Below are 18,207 nucleotides of genomic sequence, written 5' to 3' on the forward strand. Positions count from 1 at the left end.
GGATCACCGCCTTACATGTAATTCGCATAGAAGTAATTGGCTGCGTATCGACTTTCGTCCATCGCGTGGTTGTTCGCGTCGACTGGTTGTCCGCTGTTTGGATCACGGACATACATGCCAAGTTCCTTGATGTAGTGATAATTGCTGTAGTCGCAATCATCTGGTGTTTCAACCAGCCTGAATTGACCGTTCGCCATCAGATTCTGCTGACGTTGGATACCAACTTCGATGCCTTTACGACCACCAACGACTTCATGACCGTTGTTGTTTGCGGTGTTTGCGTCAACACCAAGCTTGATCAGCTCCATTCGTAATGCCAACGAAGCAGGATCCACTTCAACAGTGCTGTAGTGCATTTGCCAACGATCACAGCACCAATGGATAAACTCAACGAGCTCAGCCGCATAAGTCGACATGGCTCGCTTATCGCCAGTCTCACGTCCGCTGTGGTAGAAGTTAGCAACACGATTGAGAACGAACTTGTACTGTCCGTTAACGCGTCGACGAGTCACGATGTTGCAACTCATAGTCGTCGCGTCTTCTTGACCAGCATCGGCTTCGAAGTACATTTCGACAGGATCGCCCATCAAAGTTGCTTCTGTCATCGTATCTGGATCAAACATAGCGTAAATAACACCCTCAGGCATCACGCGCAAGCCGAGCCAGTCACGCTTGTACAGGTATGGGTTCTTCTTGAGCTCAGCCTCCATCTCAGCAAGTCGCCGTGGTGTCATCACCGGATTGTCGTTCATTCGCCAATGAAGCCAATGAGCATCACGCTCGGCAAAGACTTTGATGATTGGATCTTGTGGCGCTGGCGGGTTTAAATCAGCAAGATGGTAGCGAAATTGAGCCGCTGCAGTCCGCCGAAACGATTCGTTGACGAATTCCAGATTCAACAGATTGATTTCCGAGTAGGCAACTGATCCCAGGGACATCCCCCGAATGGCATTGGCACTGTTACTCTTTGCTCCACCTTTGAAGTAGACCTTCTTGTGCCCACTTGGCAGGTCAATTGCGAGATGGTCGCCTGAGCGATCCCGTCGCAATTCAGAACAACCGTCAAAGATGTAAGCCAAGCCCATGCCGTCGCCTTCAATGAAGAGGTTGTATGCGAGTTCCTGATTATATGCGCTGACCAGATGGTTCTCATCAGTTGACAGCGTGTAAAACAGTGCCAGTCGTGCATCATCCGCAGCGGTCTTGCCGGCACGGATACTGCCTTCATTCACATCAAACGTGTGATCAAACTTTGAAAAGATGAAACTCGACTGCTTTGGTGAGTAATTAACTTCAGTCAGGTTTGTTTGCATCGTCAGCCTCCTCTGGTAGCAAAGCCTTAGCGCCCTTTGCAATAGCTTCAAGCAATGGGTTCTTGTACCCGACGCCCTTCATCTTGTCGCGCTCTATTTCTGTCATTTCAGCATTAGCATCAGCTTGACGTGCATCAGCCTTGGCCTTCTTGAGCGATTGCTTGATTGACTCAGCCTTGTTCTTGCGCTCATCTTCAGGTGGACACATCGTAACGAATTGCTTGATGAGATTCAAAAGGGTGCCCATTGCTCGAGATTGTGCAGACATAAACCCCGCTTGCTTATCCCAGGAGAATTCAGTGGCATAGGTCTCGCCCTGGCTCATGGCTCCATCTTGGTAACCAGAACGCATCTTGCTATGATCATCGATGTTAGACACATACATAATTTTCTGTGCTCGGATAATAGCAGCGTACTGAATCTGAATCTGATCCCAGATAAGATCGGCAGGCGATCGGTCAGCCATGCTGTCAATAATCTGGTTCGTCTCATCGGGTAGCCAGTTGGCAAACAGCCCATGTGTGACTGCGTTCTTGTTGCCTTCAGGAGGGCCGCCATCATTGCCAACCGCGTTCTGATTGCCACGCAGTTTTTCGGAGCGCTCCTTTATTTTTTTCGGAGCGCTCCGTTTCGTTTCAAGCTCCCAGTGATCCTCGGACTTCCATTTTCGGATAGTACTGGCAGACACATTCAACTGGGCGGCAATGTCTTTCAAAAGTGCAGTGCCATTGGAATTGACCCATATTTTTCGAGCCGTGTTTCGATAAGGATTTCTAGCCCGTCCCATGCATCTGCACCACCTCCCCGGCTTCGTGTTGTTTTGTAATTCTAGTCAGCTTCATATTTCTTGGCCAAGTCAGCACGTGAGTATTCTTCGACCTGTTCAACTTGTCGTGCACCCTTGAAGATATTGGCAATTGGGTTTCCATCACGAGCTGCGCATTTTGTCGTCGGCATGATCTCACTAATGTAGCTAGATGCACGGCGGCGAGCGTTATTGTCAGGATCCACGTACACGGTAGCGTGATATCCAAGCCGTTTGTTCCGCTTATAGATAACTTCTAATCGTTCACGCTCTGCTTGTTGTTTCTTCTGTTCATCTGTTAATGGTTTGGCCAAACGTTTCTCCTCCTTACACACATGACAAATCATCTGCCATTCGTTGGCAGTCATGAGGCCGCCGTTGTATCGATTCATTTTCATCGGGTCCACCCCGTTTCGATTGCAATCAAATAGACGCCCGGTCACCACCAGACGCCTAACTTGAGACTATTCGATTGTTGCGTGCTATGAGTTTCCAAAGGAGTGCTAACACTTCCTTCACATTTTATTTTTTTGATTCTGTGCCCACACGCCGAGGCTAAGATCAGTGACCCTTTGGCAGGTCACTAACCGGATGAATTACACACATGGCAAAATGTTTGCTAGGTCATGCCTGCCCAGCAATGGGGCGTGAAGGAGTTGAACCTACTTGTGGGCTATGTCCACAACCACGCTAGCAGTGTGCATTTGACGTTCTGCCAACGCCCCATAATAATCGCCATCAGCCTTAATGTGCCCTCAACCGGATTCGAACCGGCGACCTTTACATTATCAGTGCAACGCTCTATCCAGATGATGGAGATAGCCGGAATAGGCTGCGCAACCCATTCCGACGTCATCATTCTCTGAGCTATGAGGTCCAGCCGAATGTACTACTCTTGATTTTGATACCATCTCATCTCAAGCACATCCATCATGACGATACGCAACCAGTGGGACTCGAACCCACGACCTAATTGCTCTACCAACTGAGCTATGGTTGCCCTCGCCTATCATAGCGAGGAGACGGTTACTTCGACCGCCTTTGGCAATTGCTTGCCCCCAACTTCTGTACCTGCCGTTCTAATTGCTGGCACGATATAAGCATAAGACTCCCGAACTCTCAAAGTCCTCTCAATTTACTATCAATTCACTCTCAATTTACTATCAAATTACTCTCACGCAGTTTCCACTCCTAAATAAAACGCCGCGGCCAACAGCGCCTCATTCTTTCGCCGAAAGTATGTAGCACTTGGCCAATCAAGCGCACCGATAGCGGTTGTGTCTGGGTGAATTGATTCCGGGCCATCGCAATAGCGTGCCCTCAATAATTGCTGGTGTGATCGTTTCGGTAACGAATCGATACACCGATCACACCACTTACAATAAGCTTCTGCGTGCTGTTTACGTTCCATCAACTGCTGAGCGTATGGACGTGGGGATTGTGAGCCGGTTGGTTGGCCATCCCCCCACGAGCTGGTGATCCTTGGATTGACCGGAGCTGACATCAAGCCACGCTGCAGTCGATATTCTTTAAACACGTCCTCTGCCGCCGCGCGGCTCTTTTCTTCATTCACTGGAAAAAGCTCCATCGACCCGCCACCCCTTATGCTATAATCAGATTTGTCAGATTCGATCATAGCGTGCCCGTGGTGGTGCGCTTTTTTTATGCCTTTTTTCGTCTAATCGGATATTTACGAATATCAGTAATAAACGCACTACGAATGGTGTTCGTGTCAGGAATCCAAACGTCAAAGCGTGCCTGATCAAATCCAGGTGTGTGTCCAACATATCGGATCACGATTCCAAAATCATACTTAATGTGTTTCTCCCACAAATTGCCAGGACGTTTCACATACACACTCGTAAATCGACTATGATCAGCCATCGATTTCCTCCCACTCATTCAGCGACCACGCAATGGCGAACGTGTCACTGTGTTGGGCGATCCAATCTTCTACTGCACTATGGATATTGTTCAAATCGATTGTGACGAACAGGTGATATAAATTTTCACCCCAACGCTTTTCAAACCTGATTCGCTCGCCGACTGCCCTTGGAATAACTGGGAGTGGAACTTGCAGTGCCGCAGCGTACTCATCCCGCCATTCTTGAATATCTTCAGGTGCACCACCGAATTCATCAACCAGCGCTTTATCAGTTCCTTCGTACGTGGCAAGCAGACTGTCAAATACGCCTTGTTTTGTGGCCTTAGTCATGGAATAACCTCCTACCAAACATCATGGGCGCCGCTATCTGAGACAATCAGCAGCCGGTCGCCAACCTGATAGAACGCGTAATACCAACCATCCAACTCCACGCCATCCGATTTGAATAGCAACAGGTTATCAATCCGGCCAGCATACTCGATGTAGTGGCCTTCTTGTAGCTCAAACGCCGTAGCTTTTCGATGACCACCGAGCTTGGTGAATGTTGAGCCTACTTCATAACCATGGCCATTCAGATAAAATGGCTCATTAGCAATCCACGCAGGCTCGTGCACTCGAGCATACATAGCGCCGTGCGATGATCCTAGCTCGTAATGTACCAAGTCGGATTCTTGATCAGACATCGCAATTTTCGTCAAAATAAACTCATCTCCTCAATCATGTGTGTATAGGACTACCGGGACATCACGCTTTCCAATGTCTTTTCTGCGTATCTTGATGTATTGGTTGCCAGCGTGCTGCTTCACCTGGAAGTCACTAGTCTTGACGGAATATTTCTTGCCATCAAATCGGTAGTAGATCGTAACGGTCTTATCTTCATGCCACATCGGAACCAGCCTGATGGTTGTAGACTTGCCATTGTAAATAGGCATGGGCATCATCGTAAACCACATTTTTTCATGATGCTTTGTCGAAACGACATCTGCTTTTACTGCTGGCACCTTTCCGTTTGCGATTTCGTCCGTAGTGCCACACGCAGCTAATAAAATAACTGAAGCACCAATGCAAATTGCTGTGATGAGGTGTTTCAAAATAGACTTATCTCCTCGTGCCCGTGTTTGGGCTTAACTTCGTATGCTAATTTTGGCATCTTATCAAGTGCGGAGCTGTGGTACTTCTCACATGGAAAATACTTAATCGTACCGTCTTCCAACTCTGCCCAACCTGAGCCAAGGGTTTCACTGCATTGCCCTGGAACATCGTAATTTTCTAAAACGTTCCAGCAGTCTTTGATGAACCCATGGTCACGAATTAGTTCAAACGTTGGATCACCAAATGAATAGCCGTGACGAATGACCGGATAGGCACCGATGTCATAAAGCAAAAATTCCGGCTTTGCCCCGACGCCCTTCGGCTGGGTATTGTACCCAACAGTAAATCCACCCCTGATTGGATGAACGTCAGTCAAAATTCGCTCTGGTCGCACTTCATCTGGACCCGCGAGAATCTCATGGCCTTCAAAAAGTTTCCCCTTCAGCTTGAAATAGCCATTTTCATAACGCTTCAGCACTTCGTAAGTACCTTTTTCGTAGTAATCCCCGATGTAGCGAACTTTCATGGCCTCACTCATCGACGGCCTCATCATTTCTAATGGCACGGATGAATGTGTCAGCATCGATGCCGCGAAGCCGAGTACCATGCTTCATCCATTTTCCAGTAGTTGTCCAAAACTGATACTTGCCAACGATCACAGTGCCAGAATCAGCTTGGTATATGTACTTGATGCCAGCCTGATCCAGCGCTGCCAAATTCATTCGGCTTCGGTGCCAACGTGCTTCCTTTTGCTTTTCGTGTAGCAGCTTAAAGTTTTCAGCAATTTCACTCATGCTGTTTTCCTCCCTTGTACGGCAATAACTGACATTTCCAGCATGTCCGGCGCTAACACGTTTAGATAGTCCGCAAAATCTCTGGCAAGCACTTTACGAACGTGGTGAGCGCCACGCGCAGTCTTCCAAGGTTTTGCGTGTGACTGGTATTCTGTCAGTGATGGATATTGGTGGCCATGTACTTGCTTGAACCCGCCAAAGTAGACCGGATTGCCAGGAGTTTTGACTTGAATCAAAAACATCTTATCCATGTATATCTCCCTTCTGGATCCTGATGAATCGCTCCGGCTTCAGTGAACGGGAATGCAAGCATATCAGATGGGAACTCGACGAACGCATTAGCCGCCCCATCCCAACACAGAAACTCCTGCCACCGCGGTTTGATGTCCGGGCGATCCACGAACAAATAGTAAAGCGGTTCATTCACTTGGCTTCTTACCCTCCCAGATTTCAATGAGTACGATCATCAGAACTAGGAAAATGCAAAGCAGGATGTCGAACAGCGGTAGCAGTAACCCGCTGAAAAATACAAAGTTCAAAGTGGTAAAGAACAGCACTACTAGCAGTGCTGCCATTAAAATTCCTTCACAGATTTTCATGAATTTCCTCCTCTGTAATCACGTAGATGTCATCATCATTTGAATGCTGCCACCAATCTGCTGGCGTAAATCGTGCAACTCGACCAAATATCGTAGGCAGCGGAAGCATTGGCGTCAGCTCGATTGGATCTGCAAATTGCTTGTAAATCTCTTCGCTGGGGTAATGCTCCGCTTTATCTGGCCAGTTGGTATATCCGGAAAACGAGCGAGCTTCATCATCCTTGGTCAAGGAGCCCCAAAATAGTGGATGCTTCTTGTCGGAGTGCTTACTGGTCATAAGCAGGTATTTACGTTCGTTACTCATTTCGACGCCTCCACGATTCCGCGAACGACATCCATCACAAGCTTTGCGGCAAGCGATTCGCTAGCACCATCGACAATCAAGGCGGCGAGTCGTTCCTTTGGCCAATCGTTTTCAACGTGAACTCTGGCTTCGGCTTTACTGTCCTCAGTCCAAAATCCAGGGTTAACAACTGGCTTAGTAGCTTCAGCAGTGAGATTGATGGCTTCAGTGATCAATTCATCACGATCAAGTTCGATATAAATTTTGCTATTTTGTTGCATGTGTATTCCTCCGTTTTTCAGGCCTGTTCTTCGATAAACAAACCAGTTCTCGCGTCATATCTGGCAACGATCACAGGCACTTTGTAGCGCTGCATAAACATGATGATCCGTAATCTAGCCGCCTCGGTCATCGTGGCGTTGCCCCCTTTGACATCGACGACCTTTTCCAGAGTTCCAGAAAGGTCATAAAACGTGAAGTCAGGCGTGTAGATGCGATGTGAGTACTTCTTGCCATTTAGGGTAAAGCTCGGGAGAATCTGGAATGCTTGGTGATATTTGGTTTCGTGATACCTGCCATCTTCTATCAGGCGGTTGTAATAAAGTGCTTCAACGCGGCTGTCGCAAAGCGTGCCATCAATAGCTGCACACTTTCGAGCGCCATACTTGTTACGCCGCTTGAATTGACGTTTTGGCAGTTCGTTCATCAAGTCACCTCATTCGTAAAAATCTCGACCAGCCTCAGTCACCACAAGGGTGCGCGGTTGCATCTCCTTGCTGGTAAGCATCTTGTCATCTTCCAAACGGCGCAGATAACTGGCGACCGTCGATGATGACGATAAACCGACCATCTCGCCAATTTCACGGATGGTGGGCGGATATTTATGCTCCTCCGCGAAATCGTCGATAGCGCGCAGAATTTCGCGTTCGCGTGCATAACTACGAAATGCCATTCGCTTTCTCCTCCCTCATCGCTTTTAGTCGATCTAGCCCTGCGTTGATGGTTGCCTTGGCTTCCGGCGTCACAGGCTTAGATTCAGGCTTGTACCCCGGTTGCATCCACTCCGGATTGTCTTCTTTCCGTGTGGGTTTGCCCCCAGAGAAGTTATACCCGGCACCTGGAACACTGTTGACGTAGCCCTCAAACTTGGAAGCCCGGAAGATCGTAGAGGGCTGGATATAACGCGCCATGTCCGTTCCAAGCCAACCAGCACAAACGTGATCTATCGCGTCCTTGATATCCTGAGGAGTGAATCCTTCGTCAAGTCGGGATTTGACCAGTTTCTGGTTAGTTGGCGTGTTGCGAAAATGCTTGCCGCTCCTTTTGTTGAGATACTCAAACAACTTTTCGTAGTCCACGGCAGGTTCGGCTTTAGCCGGACTATGGTTTATATCTTTTAAGTCTTTGTCAGGTAGTAGTGAAGTACTATGAGCTACGGTTGGCGCTACGCTTGGGGTAACGGTCACGGCTACTTTTTTTTCACGGTCACGGCTACTTTCGCCATATTCCTGATATAACTTGATGATTTGGTAGCCTGGTGAGCGTTTATCTTTGATTCCTTTGTCGAACTCGATCAATCCGAGTTGTACGAGCGTGTTTCTGTTCTTCTTCAAGGCAGCCTCGCTTTGTGAGGCCCGGCTTGCTAAAGATGAATTCTTCAACCTGAATTGTTTGTCTAATGTGCGGTGATCGTTCGCGTAGTCCAGTAACTCGCGATACAGAAGATTTTGCCCCATTGAGAGATACAATTCGTCTGTGAGCAATTGTCGAAACGCTTCTCGCTGTCGAAAGTAATTCGTGATCGACACCCCCTATCCACTTGCTCTAATATTTGTCATGTGATCACCTAACTAACTGAATGGCAAATCGGGCGCGTCGTTATCTGTTGGCCACGGCGCTCCTGTTTGTTGTTGAACGCCTGGGGCATCATCAACTGGCGGCTGCGGGTAACGCGGTTGTGGTGCCTGCTGTTGGCTAGCTGGTGCTTGTTGTTGGCCTCGTTGAGTCTGTGATGCCGTCTGCTGGCCATTAGTAGATTTGCTAAGATAATTGTTAACAGCGGCTTTCATATCGGCCTGACGGGCATTTTTAGAGAGCCATTCAAGATACTCATAACCATCTTTGGTGCTACCAATTTGGCCGATTGTTTCGCCTTTATGCTTACCAAATGTGATCTTGATATCGCTAACGTCACCGGTGGTTGCTGTATGCTGTTGTTCAGACTGGAGAAAGTCTTTCATGTCCTCGGTATCTTGGGTAAAGACGTCGGATAACGATGCAACGGTTAAGGTAGCGTCGACTTGAGCACGCTTCTTAGCCATTTTGAGCACTGTGTTTTGCAGGGTGTATGGGTCTTGGTAGGTTGTACCGTCCCAGACTTTCTTTTTTTCGGAATCGCTCCATTCCTTGAGCTGGTAACGATTTTCTTTGGTGTTGGCTGCACCCATGCCTTGCGTAATCACTTGGCCGTCGTGTACCAATGTTGCGCGAACGGTGTAAGCAAAGAACCCGCCGTCCCAGTTTTCAACCTTATCAACGACTTCGTACTGACTTTGGAGACCCATCAGCATCAAGATTTTTTCAGCACCCGGCTTGAGTAGTGTTGGCTTGTTACCAGTTCCGGGAATAACACCGTAGTCGTGACCCTCAGTAAGATTGGAGTTGACTAACTTTTGAAAGTTAGCGATGGAGCTTAACTCGCCGGCCATGCGCTGTGGGTCAATGCTCATAATCAAGCTGATAGCGGTTTGCTGTTCTTGAGGCGCGTAGTTTTGAAGTTCTTGCATAATTAGTACTCTCCTTTTTTGATGCCTTGATATTTGATGCCGGCAGAGTTCATTTGATTGGCAAGCCACCAAAGCTGTTCTTTAGTCCCATCGACGATAAACGCTTGGCGGTAAACTTGTGGCTTAGGGCTTGCCTGCTCGATCGTCGGCTGTTTAACGTCTGGTGTTGGTTGCGGTGTAGCAGGAGCAGTTAACTCACCAGTTTCGGTGTTTACGACACCTTGAGCCGTTTGTTGCTGGTGTATGGCATCGATAGCCGCTTGCGCCTCGGCCTTCTTTTTGGCATCCTCAGCGGCCTTTTTGCGCCGCATGAGTTCGTCATCAATCTGCCCACGGAGTTGAGCGAACGTCGCGCCCTGATCAATTTGGGCGACCCAACCGGACGCCTCTAAGCCATTAGCTGTCGCGCAGGCTTCGACCGCTGACTTGTCGTTGGCGACTCGTTCACGGTGGCTGTTGATGTCTAGCCCCATTTGACCAATTGCGCGTGTCAGGGCAACTCGAGGCTTGCCAGCATCTGTCCACATGCCTTTGTTAGCCCATTCCGGTTTAATTTCGTAATCATCAAGGGTAAGGCCATAACTTGGTGCAAGTTCTTGGATATACTCGATCACTTTTGCTTCCCGCTTGGCTTGCTCAATCTCAGCCAGTTCTTTGACTGATTCATCAATCGGCTTGATAGCGGACTCGATGATTCCCGTGATCTCTTTAACCTTGGCTTCGAACTCTTTGTATGGCTGTTCGTAGGTCTTGTGGATCGCGATTCGACGGTCATTGACTTCTTTTTTTAGCTTGTTGAGGTTTGCTTTTACTTGCTTGGCGTCGTCCACGGTTTCTGGTGATACAACAATGTTGCTAAAGCGTTCCGTGTAGCCAAGTACATTGGCTTTCATTTCGTCAAAGTACAAAAATTCGATTTTGGCTGGGTCGAAGTCGACTTTATAAGTCAGGTCTTCGGGTGACATGAGATCATTTGCCATTAGACAGCCTCCCCAGCATTTGAACGATCAGCGTCGTAGTAACTTTCAAATAATTCTTCAAGCGAGAGGTGATCAATCGTTAGGCTGATGATGAAGTCATCGACGTGGCCTTCACCGAGCTCGTTCTGAACCCAATTTTTGAGGCCAAGCTTGCGGATGCGGTACTTGAGATAAGCCTTCATCTCATCGATGTCGGCTAGAACGATCGTGCCATCAGCCAAGGTGTAGATTTCTTCACCCCGGTAAATTTCGCCTTCGTCCCAGTCATAAGCGATATAATCTTCGCCCTCGGCTTCGTGTCGCTTGTTGAGATCATGTTGCGTAAATACGTCTATCATGATTGCTTTTCCACCTTTCGGATTCCCAGCCGATTTGATACAATGGATGGGTAAATTTGATTTGATGTGAAGTTTTCAGTCCCTGCGGTTGCGCCCGCTGGGGCTTTTTTGTCGTCTTCGTCGTTGAATCCATCGAAGAACTTGCGCCAAGTCGCTGAACGCTGTTGCATTGCGTCGTTGAGCTTGGCGAATGAGATGAAGATAACTGCGGCTGATGCCGGTACTGCCGTAGCAACTCCGATTACAATTCCGACCATTCGTTCTACCTCCTATGAGTTACGTCGATACCAGTCTTGTAAGTAGCCAAGCTCGACCGTCTGTGATTGTCCTGGTCCTTCAAACTTGAGTGGCTCACCACGTTTAGTTTTGCCGTGCTTCCACCGGGAAACCGTTGAAAGTGATACGCGATAGTACTCGGCAACCTCGCCAGCACGCATTCGAACTTCAAGCTTCGGCTTTGATTGCTGTCTGCTTCGTGCTGTGATAGTTTCCACAGCGGTTGGTGCCGGCATCTGTTTGGTCTTGCGTAAATCAATCACCCGCGCTTGCGTTGCCATTTGGGTTCACCTGCTTCCATGTAGTGATTCTTGATATAGGCTGGCATCCGATCATCGAAAAGCTCCATGAGCGTGATGCCAAGTTTGTCAGCACCAGCACCCAGAAGCGTCATATCAACCAGCGTGCTATCGAGCTTTTGATTGAGATATTCTCTCAACGCGGCACGATCAGCAGTGGTCAAACCCTCGGGATTGCCAATCAGAAGTCTGATGTTTCCCGAATCGCGGGCCTGCTTCTCTTGGCGTTCTTCGAATTCATCAACGTCGAGCAATGCCGATAAGTTCGATCTCGGCATTCTTGGCCCAGAGAATGACTTGAGCAAGCCAAGCATCATGTGCCCCAAGTCCTCCGAAAATTGTGTGTCATCAGCGATGTTGGCGATATTCACGGCATCGTTGGGACTAGCTGGATAATCGTTTGTGTAGTTGTTGATGGTGGCGTTGCTACGTCCCGTCATGTGTGCAAGATATTTCTGTGTCAATCCTTGACGTTCAATAACTTGGCTCAACTTGTGTCCAAGCTTGATGCGAATCGGATTGGCATTGGAAAGTTTACGTTCCATATTCAATTCCTCTATTCCTATAATTAACTGGTAGCAAACATGTACGGCCTAATCGTCAAATGCGTTATGCCAGTCAAAATGTGTGCTTCCGGCGTCATCAACGTAGACATCAATTCCTAAACCCTTGATTTGTTGAATCAACTCTGGATAAGCAGTGAAGTTAGAACCCAGCTTCATGCTTTGCTGTCCAGCGGCGTTCTTCTCGCGGAAGTTCATGCGGAAAAGATTCCACAGGCGTGATTTGTTGGTTTCGACATAGTCGGACTTGATTGTTTCTACGACGTTATCCATGTGGTTCACCTCCTTTCGTTCATTGACATGTGAGATAATCGCCTCAAAGGAGGTGATTATAATGGAAAAGCCCTATATTATTTCTTACGATCTACACGAACCGGGTCAACGATATGCAAGCCTTAAGGCCGCACTAGAAAATAACCTTAAAGCCAGTTGGTGGACACATTATTTAGAATCGACGTACCTAGTCCGAACCAGTTTATCTGCCCAAGAAATAGTCGAAACCTTGAAGCCATTCTTAGATAAGGACGACCGCATGTATATCTTCGAAATCAAGGATTCGAACTACCAAGGCTGGTTAAACGAAAAGGAATGGAAGTCTGTTAAAACGAAGATTCTTGGCCTGGAAGGCTAGTATCTTGAACCTTGCCAGAACTATCTTCGGCAATGAATGTTTCAGTGGCGGCTGGGCGTGCAGGCTCAGCCGCTTTGTCTTTGCTATGTCGCATTTCGCGAACCTTCTCGCGTAGCGGTAAAATCTCGGAGTCGCGGTAAATCTTCTGCATGATCAGGACTTCGTCTTCACTGGCAACGTCGATGAGCAAGTTGCTTGCCTTGAACCAGTTCTCAGCTTCGGCTCCATGGCGGAGTGCACGGCTGTGGTTATTGGCTGTCGCCGCGTGAAGCTCGCCCACCTGCAAATCCACCATGTGGGAAAATGCTTCGACGATTGGTGTGTGTTGGGTCATTTTGCTACCTCCTTATTTTTCGATTTTCGCAAAGAAGAAACGAAAATTTTTTCATACGGGATACCAAGTTCTCGAGATACGGCTGGAATCTCTGTCGCACGAAATCGATATTCTCCTTTTTCACGACGGCTATACTTCTCAGCGGATGGCAATCCTAAAACCTTGGCCATGTGTGTGAGCGAAACTCCTTTTGACTCGCGAGTATTTTGAATCAATTCAAGGTTAATCTGGTAACTCATTAGCTCACCTCCTTTGCGATATTAGCAACCTTATGAACATATAATACATAGCGATATTCGCAAAGTCAACAGATATTTAGCGATATTCGAAATAAAGTTAGCGATAGTCGCAACGGGTGCTATATTATATTTGCGGATAGCGCAAAACGGAGGAATACTCATGGCAATCGAAGTGCTGAGAAAACGGCTCATAAACTTACGCGAATCCGAAAATCTTTCGCAAGTAGAGCTCGGACGAAGAATCGGTATCAACAACACAATCATCAACAAAATTGAAAGCGGAACTCGTGGAGTTTCCGCCGAAGAACTTGGCAAATTTGCGGAGTTCTATGGAGTGACTACTGATTATCTTCTTGGAAATAACAACACACCCGTCTGGGCAACAAAGCAGGATGTGATTGATCTTCAAGACGTCCTCGATGATAAAGACGGAACATCGTTCAACTTTGGTGGTCAAAAACTTACTAACGATCAAAATGCTAAGTTGAACTTGGCTCTCACCCAAATCTTTTGGGACAAACTGAAGGAGCGAAAGCAGAGTGACAAATAACGATAGGGACGATATCATTCCTTATCTCATCCACCGCTATGGCTCTGCTGACCCGTTCAAGATTGCGGAACAATTGAATGTTGATGTTCGCTGGACTGACCTAGGCGGTGAGGTGCTTGGCCGAACTCGAAACTTGTTTGGACAGCCAATCGTGATGCTAGACTTTAGCATTCGTGAAAGCCTCAAAAAGTATTTTGTCATGGGTCATGAGCTTGGCCATGTGCTTCTTCACGCAGATGTTGGCGGGTATTACAAAATGGTCCCCCACGGCGACGATAGAGCAGAGGCACAGGCGGACGCATTTGGTAAGGAATTAATGATTTGGCTTTTCCAGGAGGACTATGGACGTCTTCCTGATACTTATGGCGATCTGGTGCACGCCTATGGTTGCCCAGAAATGTAATTGATATATGGGGAGAATGTAAGATGAAAAAATATATTTGGGGTATTGGGATCGCGGTAGTCCTTCTTGCTTCTGGTGGTGGATATTACTTCTACCAAGACTATCAGGCACAACAGGCTGGCCAGTCCGAGTTCAGCAATGATGACGATGACGTCGATGCTGGTGATTTAAACGGGTACACCGACGACGATACCGCTGATGATGAATCTGATTCTAGCTCTGAATCATCTGACAGCGAGAGCTCGGATTCGGAATCCAATTCCGAAAGCAGCTCGGAGAGCTCTGAATCTTCAACTGATGAATCCGATTCCCCTGAGACGAATCTTGTATATGGCCATTTTGATAAGTCAAAAATGAAAGATTACGTCTCGGACCTGAAGAAAAATAGTGCGGGATTCTATCAAGGCCATGCCGGTGCAATGCGCATCACCTTTGGAATTACAAATGACACTATTAACGTAGCTGAAATGAGTTTTGTCGATTCGCCCATGGATTTGAAGCTAGATGCGTCGCACATTAATGAACTCACCACACAATGGATGGGGTCGGATGCTAAGCAAGACAGCCAAAGCGCAGATGGAAAAACTGCAGTTTACTCGTCTGCTACGCTGAATCGCGTATATAAAGTTGACCGTACTTTAAACTCAAACGGTGAACTAACTGAAATTCGAGTCGGCATCAACAACTGACCGCAAACAAAAAGCCTCGCGCGGAGGCTGGGAGGTGATTTTGATGGAGTGTCTACAAATTGAAAGTTTAGTACCTGAATTAAATCCAAGAGCAGGCCAAAGTCATCCAATAATGATCGTAGCGTCTGATCAGCAAAAGTACTTTTTAAAACGCCAAATGGTCCGATTTAAAAATCCCAAAAGCAACACAGCCTTCTGGATCAATGAGAATGCGGTATTTTTCCAAGAATCGCTCGTTTCGCAGATTGCAAGGCGACTAAAAATTTTGACGCCAGATACCGCAATCATACACATTGACAAGCAGACTTTGAGCCTGATGTCTGAGCTTCAATTTACATATCATATCAGCGAGGGGTACTATTTTGCCACAAAGATGATTTCTGATAATGACTCGAATGTCACCCGCTTGGCAAATACACTTCTATTGCAATTGAAAGCGGGAATTCCATATGCTGCTACTCAATGGAACGCGCTAATGAAAAAAATCGTCAATATCAATGATGTTCCTAAAATTATTGGCTTGGACCTGTTCACCCTTAATTACGACCGTTTTTCAAACATTGGTAATATCCTTCTACAAAAAGCTGGGAACAATCGATATTTGATTGCAATTGATTTTGGCCACTGCTTTGCTAGTCCATGTTGGGTTGATCCTGCATCCACCACTGACTACACGGCAAAGCTTCAAATACTCCACCAAAATTTAATCAATTTTTCTGATCCAATCGAAGTTAGAATGTTGGCATATCAGATTGTTTGCAAGTACAATGTTCTCGAGGGAAACAATCGAATCGATTTAGGACTGATTTTTGATTCGTTAGTAAAACTACTCGATTTTACAGCTGGTAATCCCTTTACGGATATTGTGGACGCCATTGAATCAATTTCAGAGCCGGAATTAGTGGCGATGCTACAAGCTACCCCTGATGAGTGGATCATCACACCAGGCACTCAACAACAAGAGTACAAGGAATTCCTGTTACGGCAAAGATTCATGGTTCGCCCAATTATCAATGAACTGGCAGACGCCAAGCAATTCCCTACAATTCAAGGGAGGGAGGAATTATCATGGCCAGCAGAACTCAATACGAATATTCAGTAATATCATATTTTCCGGACAGGATTCGGGCAGAACAAATTAATATTGGCTTGGTATTCGCAAATAAAGTTACTCATGAGTTTACCCACTTTCTGCTTGAAGAAAATACTCCTAAGATTCGTGGTCTCGTATCAAGCGATACCGGGCATAAAGTCTTTGCTAGTGCCGTAAAGTATCTGAACTACATTTTTTCTCAAGAAGAGCACAAGCGTCAATTAGACTTGCTAACCAATACCCTTAGATATGATCTTCCAGAAGGGGTCGTCCTAAATCCTGAGCAAACCGCACTTACTTCAAATCCCAAGGGACTTTTTGATACACTAATAAAAACTTACATCGGAGAACAGTACCTCGCTACTCCTGACGAATCGCAAATTATAACCCCCCGTCAATTTTCTGAGAACGTTTTCGTCAAGAAATCAGTACTTGGCACCCGGGTAAAGAAAGACATTCGCCTCCAACCATCCAAAAACGTCCCTCTAAGGTTACAAATGGACTTTGCTTTTGAACATTCTGGCAAGCTCGGCTTGATTAACTCAGTTCCTTCTCTGAGTAGTGCAGATAGTTGGTACTCAAAGATGGTGCTTCTCACTTCTCGATTTGAAAGCGCTGGTCAAATTATTTTCGTCAATGACTCAAAGATTTTCGCGGATAATACAATTTCTCAAATGCTTGATGACTTATCAAGCAAAGACCCGCGTGTTAAAACTTTTGATGTCGGGCGAACGTCAGAAAAAGCTCATAACGGAAAGAACCAGTTTATCAACATCGCAAATCAGATCTCGCAAGAATCAGATGCGAAGAAACTTGATGTACTTCTTGCTAAGCAAGCAATATCGGCGTAATTCCGTGACCCCGTTATGGGGTTTTTATTTAGGCTTTATACCGAACGTCAGTTTGTAAATTTAATGTTAAAAGTTCAATTCGGAGGTAATTTCATGGCAACAATTAAACCCTACACGCTCAAATCTGGAAAAGTCAGGTACGATGTTCAAATCTATGACCACTGGAACAAAGGCACCGGCAAGCAGGCCAACGTCCACAAAGCTGGTTTCGACACCTGGGAGGAAGCCAACGACTGGGCTAAGGAAAAGACCGCAGACCTCGTCAAACAGAAGCGTACGGGCCGTTGGCGGGATAAAATGCTGATTAAGGACTGGCTCGCTGAATGGGTCACAAAGTACAAAGTTAACGTCAAGGAAGGCAGCATGATCATCTACCGCTATAACATCGATCACTACCTCATCCCCAACGTCGGCAATTACATGCTGCGAGAATACACGCCAACGGTCCACCAACAATTCATCCTAGACATGCTTGATCACGGTGGCAAAGATGGCGCCCCGCTTCAACGAAACACGGTATCCATTATCAACGCGACCATCAGCAATGCTTTGGCCAAGGCTGTGAAGTTACACTATATCCTCGAAAATCCGACGATAAGCGTTGAATATCCGCGATCAGCACGCCAAGCTCAGCGGCTACACTATTGGAGTGTGCCACAGGGCGACGCCTTCCTTGAGGCGGTCAAAGCCGACCGGAACAAAGTCTGGTATTATTTCTTCTTAACAATTTTGGACCTCGGACTGCGCAAAGGCGAAGCTTTGGCACTCACTTGGGACGATATCAATTTTGTGGATAACACTGTGGATATCAACAAAACGCGCCTTTACCGAGCTGAAGTCCACGAACACGCAGGAGAAGTTATACTCGATGACCCAAAATATCCAGCATCATTCCGCGCTCTGTACATGACTAAACGGCTGCGGGCCGCCCTCCTCGAATATCGTGCCTTGTGGTATCCAAACGGTGACGTGATTGCTATTGAGGACGGAGCGCCGCAAATCCCCGCTGGTGAGTTCGTGTGGAAGCATATGGGCACGAGGCGGTACTTTGGCCAAGTCGTCGGCGAAAGCGGTGTATATGGTGCAATGAAGCGAGCAACCGATCAAATCAAGCCAGCGCTACCGAAAATCACCGTTCACGATCTCCGTCATACACTTGGCGTCACCTTGCGTGAGTCTGGCGTCCCACTAGAGGACATCAAAGACATTTTGGGACACAAGGATATTTCAACCACGCAAATCTATGCCGAAATCACGCCGAAAGTCAAAAAGTCAGCGACCCACAAGCTCAACGAATATCTCGAAAAACAACAAAAAAGCGCCCCTAAAAAGGGACGCCGAGTCACTCATCTTAACAGTTTTCTTAACAGTTAAGAGAGAAACGATGTTTATTTTAGCCTAAGC

The 18,207-nt window shown here is 47.0% G+C and carries 31 protein-coding genes and 1 tRNA gene; 7 read left to right on the forward strand and 25 right to left on the reverse strand.

What is annotated here, in order from left to right:
* Positions 1-11: 11 nt before the first annotated feature.
* From EKM92_RS09215 to EKM92_RS09330, 23 genes are all read right to left on the reverse strand, one after another.
* The gene (locus EKM92_RS09215) at positions 12-1,313 is read right to left on the reverse strand and encodes a PBSX family phage terminase large subunit (RefSeq protein ID WP_125710097.1); all 1,302 of its coding nucleotides are present in this window, start codon (positions 1,311-1,313) and stop codon (positions 12-14) included.
* Positions 1,294-2,100, reverse strand: a complete 807-nt coding sequence (terS, locus tag EKM92_RS09220; protein WP_125710099.1) for a phage terminase small subunit — start codon at positions 2,098-2,100, stop codon at positions 1,294-1,296. The genes EKM92_RS09215 and terS overlap by 20 nt, the downstream gene beginning before the upstream one ends.
* 41 nt (positions 2,101-2,141) lie before the next feature.
* Positions 2,142-2,432 (reverse strand): hypothetical protein, encoded by a 291-nt coding sequence (locus EKM92_RS09225; RefSeq protein WP_125710102.1) that lies wholly within the window; start codon positions 2,430-2,432, stop codon positions 2,142-2,144.
* A gap of 627 nt (positions 2,433-3,059) precedes the next feature.
* Positions 3,060-3,118 (reverse strand) — tRNA-OTHER (locus EKM92_RS09230).
* A 662-nt stretch (positions 3,119-3,780) separates the two neighbouring features.
* Positions 3,781-4,002 carry a hypothetical protein gene (locus tag EKM92_RS09240; protein ID WP_225420767.1) on the reverse strand — a complete coding sequence of 74 codons (222 nt, stop codon included), beginning with the start codon at positions 4,000-4,002 and terminating at the stop codon, positions 3,781-3,783.
* A complete protein-coding gene (locus tag EKM92_RS09245) occupies positions 3,995-4,333 on the reverse strand; it encodes a hypothetical protein (protein WP_125710108.1) in 339 nt (112 codons plus the stop codon). Before EKM92_RS09245 ends, EKM92_RS09240 begins: the two co-directional genes overlap by 8 nt.
* An 11-nt stretch (positions 4,334-4,344) precedes the next feature.
* The gene (locus tag EKM92_RS09250; protein ID WP_125710110.1) at positions 4,345-4,701 is read right to left on the reverse strand and encodes a hypothetical protein; all 357 of its coding nucleotides are present in this window, start codon (positions 4,699-4,701) and stop codon (positions 4,345-4,347) included.
* A gap of 15 nt (positions 4,702-4,716) precedes the next feature.
* Entirely contained in the window at positions 4,717-5,094 is a 378-nt protein-coding gene (locus EKM92_RS09255) for a hypothetical protein (protein WP_125710112.1), read from the reverse strand.
* Entirely contained in the window at positions 5,091-5,633 is a 543-nt protein-coding gene (locus tag EKM92_RS09260; protein ID WP_125710114.1) for a hypothetical protein, read from the reverse strand. Before EKM92_RS09260 ends, EKM92_RS09255 begins: the two co-directional genes overlap by 4 nt.
* Positions 5,626-5,889, reverse strand: a complete 264-nt coding sequence (locus tag EKM92_RS09265) for a hypothetical protein (protein ID WP_125710116.1) — start codon at positions 5,887-5,889, stop codon at positions 5,626-5,628. Before EKM92_RS09265 ends, EKM92_RS09260 begins: the two co-directional genes overlap by 8 nt.
* Entirely contained in the window at positions 5,886-6,140 is a 255-nt protein-coding gene (locus EKM92_RS09270) for a hypothetical protein (protein WP_125710118.1), read from the reverse strand. Before EKM92_RS09270 ends, EKM92_RS09265 begins: the two co-directional genes overlap by 4 nt.
* A 334-nt stretch (positions 6,141-6,474) precedes the next feature.
* Positions 6,475-6,792, reverse strand: coding sequence for a hypothetical protein (locus EKM92_RS09275; RefSeq protein ID WP_125710120.1), 318 nt, complete (start codon positions 6,790-6,792; stop codon positions 6,475-6,477).
* Positions 6,789-7,052 carry a hypothetical protein gene (locus tag EKM92_RS09280; RefSeq protein WP_125710122.1) on the reverse strand — a complete coding sequence of 88 codons (264 nt, stop codon included), beginning with the start codon at positions 7,050-7,052 and terminating at the stop codon, positions 6,789-6,791. The genes EKM92_RS09275 and EKM92_RS09280 overlap by 4 nt, the downstream gene beginning before the upstream one ends.
* Positions 7,053-7,069: 17 nt before the next feature.
* Positions 7,070-7,477, reverse strand: coding sequence for a DUF1064 domain-containing protein (locus EKM92_RS09285; protein WP_125710124.1), 408 nt, complete (start codon positions 7,475-7,477; stop codon positions 7,070-7,072).
* A gap of 9 nt (positions 7,478-7,486) precedes the next feature.
* Complete coding sequence (locus EKM92_RS09290; RefSeq protein WP_125710126.1) at positions 7,487-7,723, reverse strand: LexA family protein; 237 nt, start codon at positions 7,721-7,723, stop codon at positions 7,487-7,489.
* The gene (locus EKM92_RS09295; RefSeq protein ID WP_125710127.1) at positions 7,710-8,579 is read right to left on the reverse strand and encodes a conserved phage C-terminal domain-containing protein; all 870 of its coding nucleotides are present in this window, start codon (positions 8,577-8,579) and stop codon (positions 7,710-7,712) included. The genes EKM92_RS09290 and EKM92_RS09295 overlap by 14 nt, the downstream gene beginning before the upstream one ends.
* 42 nt (positions 8,580-8,621) lie before the next feature.
* Positions 8,622-9,557, reverse strand: a complete 936-nt coding sequence (locus tag EKM92_RS09300; RefSeq protein ID WP_125710128.1) for a hypothetical protein — start codon at positions 9,555-9,557, stop codon at positions 8,622-8,624.
* 2 nt (positions 9,558-9,559) lie between these two features.
* Positions 9,560-10,537 carry a DUF1351 domain-containing protein gene (locus tag EKM92_RS09305; RefSeq protein ID WP_125710129.1) on the reverse strand — a complete coding sequence of 326 codons (978 nt, stop codon included), beginning with the start codon at positions 10,535-10,537 and terminating at the stop codon, positions 9,560-9,562.
* Positions 10,537-10,875 carry a hypothetical protein gene (locus EKM92_RS09310; protein ID WP_125710130.1) on the reverse strand — a complete coding sequence of 113 codons (339 nt, stop codon included), beginning with the start codon at positions 10,873-10,875 and terminating at the stop codon, positions 10,537-10,539. Before EKM92_RS09310 ends, EKM92_RS09305 begins: the two co-directional genes overlap by 1 nt.
* Positions 10,872-11,132: a hypothetical protein gene (locus tag EKM92_RS09315; protein ID WP_125710131.1), complete on the reverse strand. Its 261-nt coding sequence runs from the start codon at positions 11,130-11,132 to the stop codon at positions 10,872-10,874. Before EKM92_RS09315 ends, EKM92_RS09310 begins: the two co-directional genes overlap by 4 nt.
* A 12-nt stretch (positions 11,133-11,144) precedes the next feature.
* Positions 11,145-11,432 carry a hypothetical protein gene (locus EKM92_RS09320; RefSeq protein WP_125710132.1) on the reverse strand — a complete coding sequence of 96 codons (288 nt, stop codon included), beginning with the start codon at positions 11,430-11,432 and terminating at the stop codon, positions 11,145-11,147.
* Complete coding sequence (locus EKM92_RS09325; protein WP_125710133.1) at positions 11,411-11,995, reverse strand: helix-turn-helix domain-containing protein; 585 nt, start codon at positions 11,993-11,995, stop codon at positions 11,411-11,413. Before EKM92_RS09325 ends, EKM92_RS09320 begins: the two co-directional genes overlap by 22 nt.
* Before the next feature lie 48 nt (positions 11,996-12,043).
* Positions 12,044-12,286, reverse strand: a complete 243-nt coding sequence (locus EKM92_RS09330; protein WP_125710134.1) for a hypothetical protein — start codon at positions 12,284-12,286, stop codon at positions 12,044-12,046.
* Between the two features lie 61 nt (positions 12,287-12,347).
* Here EKM92_RS09330 and EKM92_RS09335 point away from each other — a divergent pair, with 61 nt between their 5' ends.
* Entirely contained in the window at positions 12,348-12,644 is a 297-nt protein-coding gene (locus EKM92_RS09335) for a hypothetical protein (RefSeq protein WP_125710135.1), read from the forward strand.
* Here EKM92_RS09335 and EKM92_RS09340 read toward each other — a convergent pair.
* Together EKM92_RS09340 and EKM92_RS09345 are read right to left on the reverse strand one after the other, a co-directional pair.
* A complete protein-coding gene (locus EKM92_RS09340; protein WP_125710137.1) occupies positions 12,613-12,978 on the reverse strand; it encodes a hypothetical protein in 366 nt (121 codons plus the stop codon). The two genes, EKM92_RS09335 and EKM92_RS09340, sit on opposite strands and share 32 nt — an antisense overlap.
* Positions 12,975-13,217 (reverse strand): helix-turn-helix domain-containing protein, encoded by a 243-nt coding sequence (locus EKM92_RS09345; protein ID WP_125710139.1) that lies wholly within the window; start codon positions 13,215-13,217, stop codon positions 12,975-12,977. Before EKM92_RS09345 ends, EKM92_RS09340 begins: the two co-directional genes overlap by 4 nt.
* A gap of 160 nt (positions 13,218-13,377) precedes the next feature.
* On the opposite strand from EKM92_RS09345, the gene EKM92_RS09350 reads away from it, so the two are divergent.
* From EKM92_RS09350 to EKM92_RS09375, 6 genes are all read left to right on the forward strand, one after another.
* The gene (locus tag EKM92_RS09350; RefSeq protein WP_225420768.1) at positions 13,378-13,767 is read left to right on the forward strand and encodes a helix-turn-helix domain-containing protein; all 390 of its coding nucleotides are present in this window, start codon (positions 13,378-13,380) and stop codon (positions 13,765-13,767) included.
* Positions 13,757-14,170 carry an ImmA/IrrE family metallo-endopeptidase gene (locus tag EKM92_RS09355; protein ID WP_125710141.1) on the forward strand — a complete coding sequence of 138 codons (414 nt, stop codon included), beginning with the start codon at positions 13,757-13,759 and terminating at the stop codon, positions 14,168-14,170. The genes EKM92_RS09350 and EKM92_RS09355 overlap by 11 nt, the downstream gene beginning before the upstream one ends.
* 23 nt (positions 14,171-14,193) lie before the next feature.
* Positions 14,194-14,859: a hypothetical protein gene (locus tag EKM92_RS09360; protein ID WP_125710143.1), complete on the forward strand. Its 666-nt coding sequence runs from the start codon at positions 14,194-14,196 to the stop codon at positions 14,857-14,859.
* Between the two features lie 43 nt (positions 14,860-14,902).
* Positions 14,903-15,961 carry a protein kinase family protein gene (locus tag EKM92_RS09365; protein WP_125710144.1) on the forward strand — a complete coding sequence of 353 codons (1,059 nt, stop codon included), beginning with the start codon at positions 14,903-14,905 and terminating at the stop codon, positions 15,959-15,961.
* Positions 15,928-16,803, forward strand: a complete 876-nt coding sequence (locus EKM92_RS09370) for a DUF3037 domain-containing protein (RefSeq protein WP_125710146.1) — start codon at positions 15,928-15,930, stop codon at positions 16,801-16,803. The genes EKM92_RS09365 and EKM92_RS09370 overlap by 34 nt, the downstream gene beginning before the upstream one ends.
* A gap of 93 nt (positions 16,804-16,896) precedes the next feature.
* On the forward strand, positions 16,897-18,177 hold the full coding sequence (locus tag EKM92_RS09375; RefSeq protein ID WP_164509959.1) for a tyrosine-type recombinase/integrase: 1,281 nt from the start codon (positions 16,897-16,899) through the stop codon (positions 18,175-18,177).
* Positions 18,178-18,207: the final 30 nt, after the last annotated feature.

This window comes from Lacticaseibacillus porcinae (genome assembly GCF_003946305.1).
GTDB lineage: Bacteria > Bacillota > Bacilli > Lactobacillales > Lactobacillaceae > Lacticaseibacillus > Lacticaseibacillus porcinae.

Coding starts and splice junctions, on each gene's coding strand:
- EKM92_RS09215 (WP_125710097.1), bottom strand. CDS start 1,313: ATGCAAACAAACCTGACTGAAGTTAATTACTCACCAAAGCAGTCGAGT.
- terS (WP_125710099.1), bottom strand. CDS start 2,100: ATGGGACGGGCTAGAAATCCTTATCGAAACACGGCTCGAAAAATATGG.
- EKM92_RS09240 (WP_225420767.1), bottom strand. CDS start 4,002: ATGGCTGATCATAGTCGATTTACGAGTGTGTATGTGAAACGTCCTGGC.
- EKM92_RS09245 (WP_125710108.1), bottom strand. CDS start 4,333: ATGACTAAGGCCACAAAACAAGGCGTATTTGACAGTCTGCTTGCCACG.
- EKM92_RS09260 (WP_125710114.1), bottom strand. CDS start 5,633: ATGAGTGAGGCCATGAAAGTTCGCTACATCGGGGATTACTACGAAAAA.
- EKM92_RS09265 (WP_125710116.1), bottom strand. CDS start 5,889: ATGAGTGAAATTGCTGAAAACTTTAAGCTGCTACACGAAAAGCAAAAG.
- EKM92_RS09270 (WP_125710118.1), bottom strand. CDS start 6,140: ATGGATAAGATGTTTTTGATTCAAGTCAAAACTCCTGGCAATCCGGTC.
- EKM92_RS09275 (WP_125710120.1), bottom strand. CDS start 6,792: ATGAGTAACGAACGTAAATACCTGCTTATGACCAGTAAGCACTCCGAC.
- EKM92_RS09280 (WP_125710122.1), bottom strand. CDS start 7,052: ATGCAACAAAATAGCAAAATTTATATCGAACTTGATCGTGATGAATTG.
- EKM92_RS09285 (WP_125710124.1), bottom strand. CDS start 7,477: ATGAACGAACTGCCAAAACGTCAATTCAAGCGGCGTAACAAGTATGGC.
- EKM92_RS09290 (WP_125710126.1), bottom strand. CDS start 7,723: ATGGCATTTCGTAGTTATGCACGCGAACGCGAAATTCTGCGCGCTATC.
- EKM92_RS09300 (WP_125710128.1), bottom strand. CDS start 9,557: ATGCAAGAACTTCAAAACTACGCGCCTCAAGAACAGCAAACCGCTATC.
- EKM92_RS09305 (WP_125710129.1), bottom strand. CDS start 10,537: ATGGCAAATGATCTCATGTCACCCGAAGACCTGACTTATAAAGTCGAC.
- EKM92_RS09310 (WP_125710130.1), bottom strand. CDS start 10,875: ATGATAGACGTATTTACGCAACATGATCTCAACAAGCGACACGAAGCC.
- EKM92_RS09315 (WP_125710131.1), bottom strand. CDS start 11,132: ATGGTCGGAATTGTAATCGGAGTTGCTACGGCAGTACCGGCATCAGCC.
- EKM92_RS09320 (WP_125710132.1), bottom strand. CDS start 11,432: ATGGCAACGCAAGCGCGGGTGATTGATTTACGCAAGACCAAACAGATG.
- EKM92_RS09325 (WP_125710133.1), bottom strand. CDS start 11,995: ATGGAACGTAAACTTTCCAATGCCAATCCGATTCGCATCAAGCTTGGA.
- EKM92_RS09330 (WP_125710134.1), bottom strand. CDS start 12,286: ATGGATAACGTCGTAGAAACAATCAAGTCCGACTATGTCGAAACCAAC.
- EKM92_RS09335 (WP_125710135.1), top strand. CDS start 12,348: ATGGAAAAGCCCTATATTATTTCTTACGATCTACACGAACCGGGTCAA.
- EKM92_RS09340 (WP_125710137.1), bottom strand. CDS start 12,978: ATGACCCAACACACACCAATCGTCGAAGCATTTTCCCACATGGTGGAT.
- EKM92_RS09345 (WP_125710139.1), bottom strand. CDS start 13,217: ATGAGTTACCAGATTAACCTTGAATTGATTCAAAATACTCGCGAGTCA.
- EKM92_RS09350 (WP_225420768.1), top strand. CDS start 13,378: ATGGCAATCGAAGTGCTGAGAAAACGGCTCATAAACTTACGCGAATCC.
- EKM92_RS09360 (WP_125710143.1), top strand. CDS start 14,194: ATGAAAAAATATATTTGGGGTATTGGGATCGCGGTAGTCCTTCTTGCT.
- EKM92_RS09365 (WP_125710144.1), top strand. CDS start 14,903: ATGGAGTGTCTACAAATTGAAAGTTTAGTACCTGAATTAAATCCAAGA.
- EKM92_RS09370 (WP_125710146.1), top strand. CDS start 15,928: ATGGCCAGCAGAACTCAATACGAATATTCAGTAATATCATATTTTCCG.
- EKM92_RS09375 (WP_164509959.1), top strand. CDS start 16,897: ATGGCAACAATTAAACCCTACACGCTCAAATCTGGAAAAGTCAGGTAC.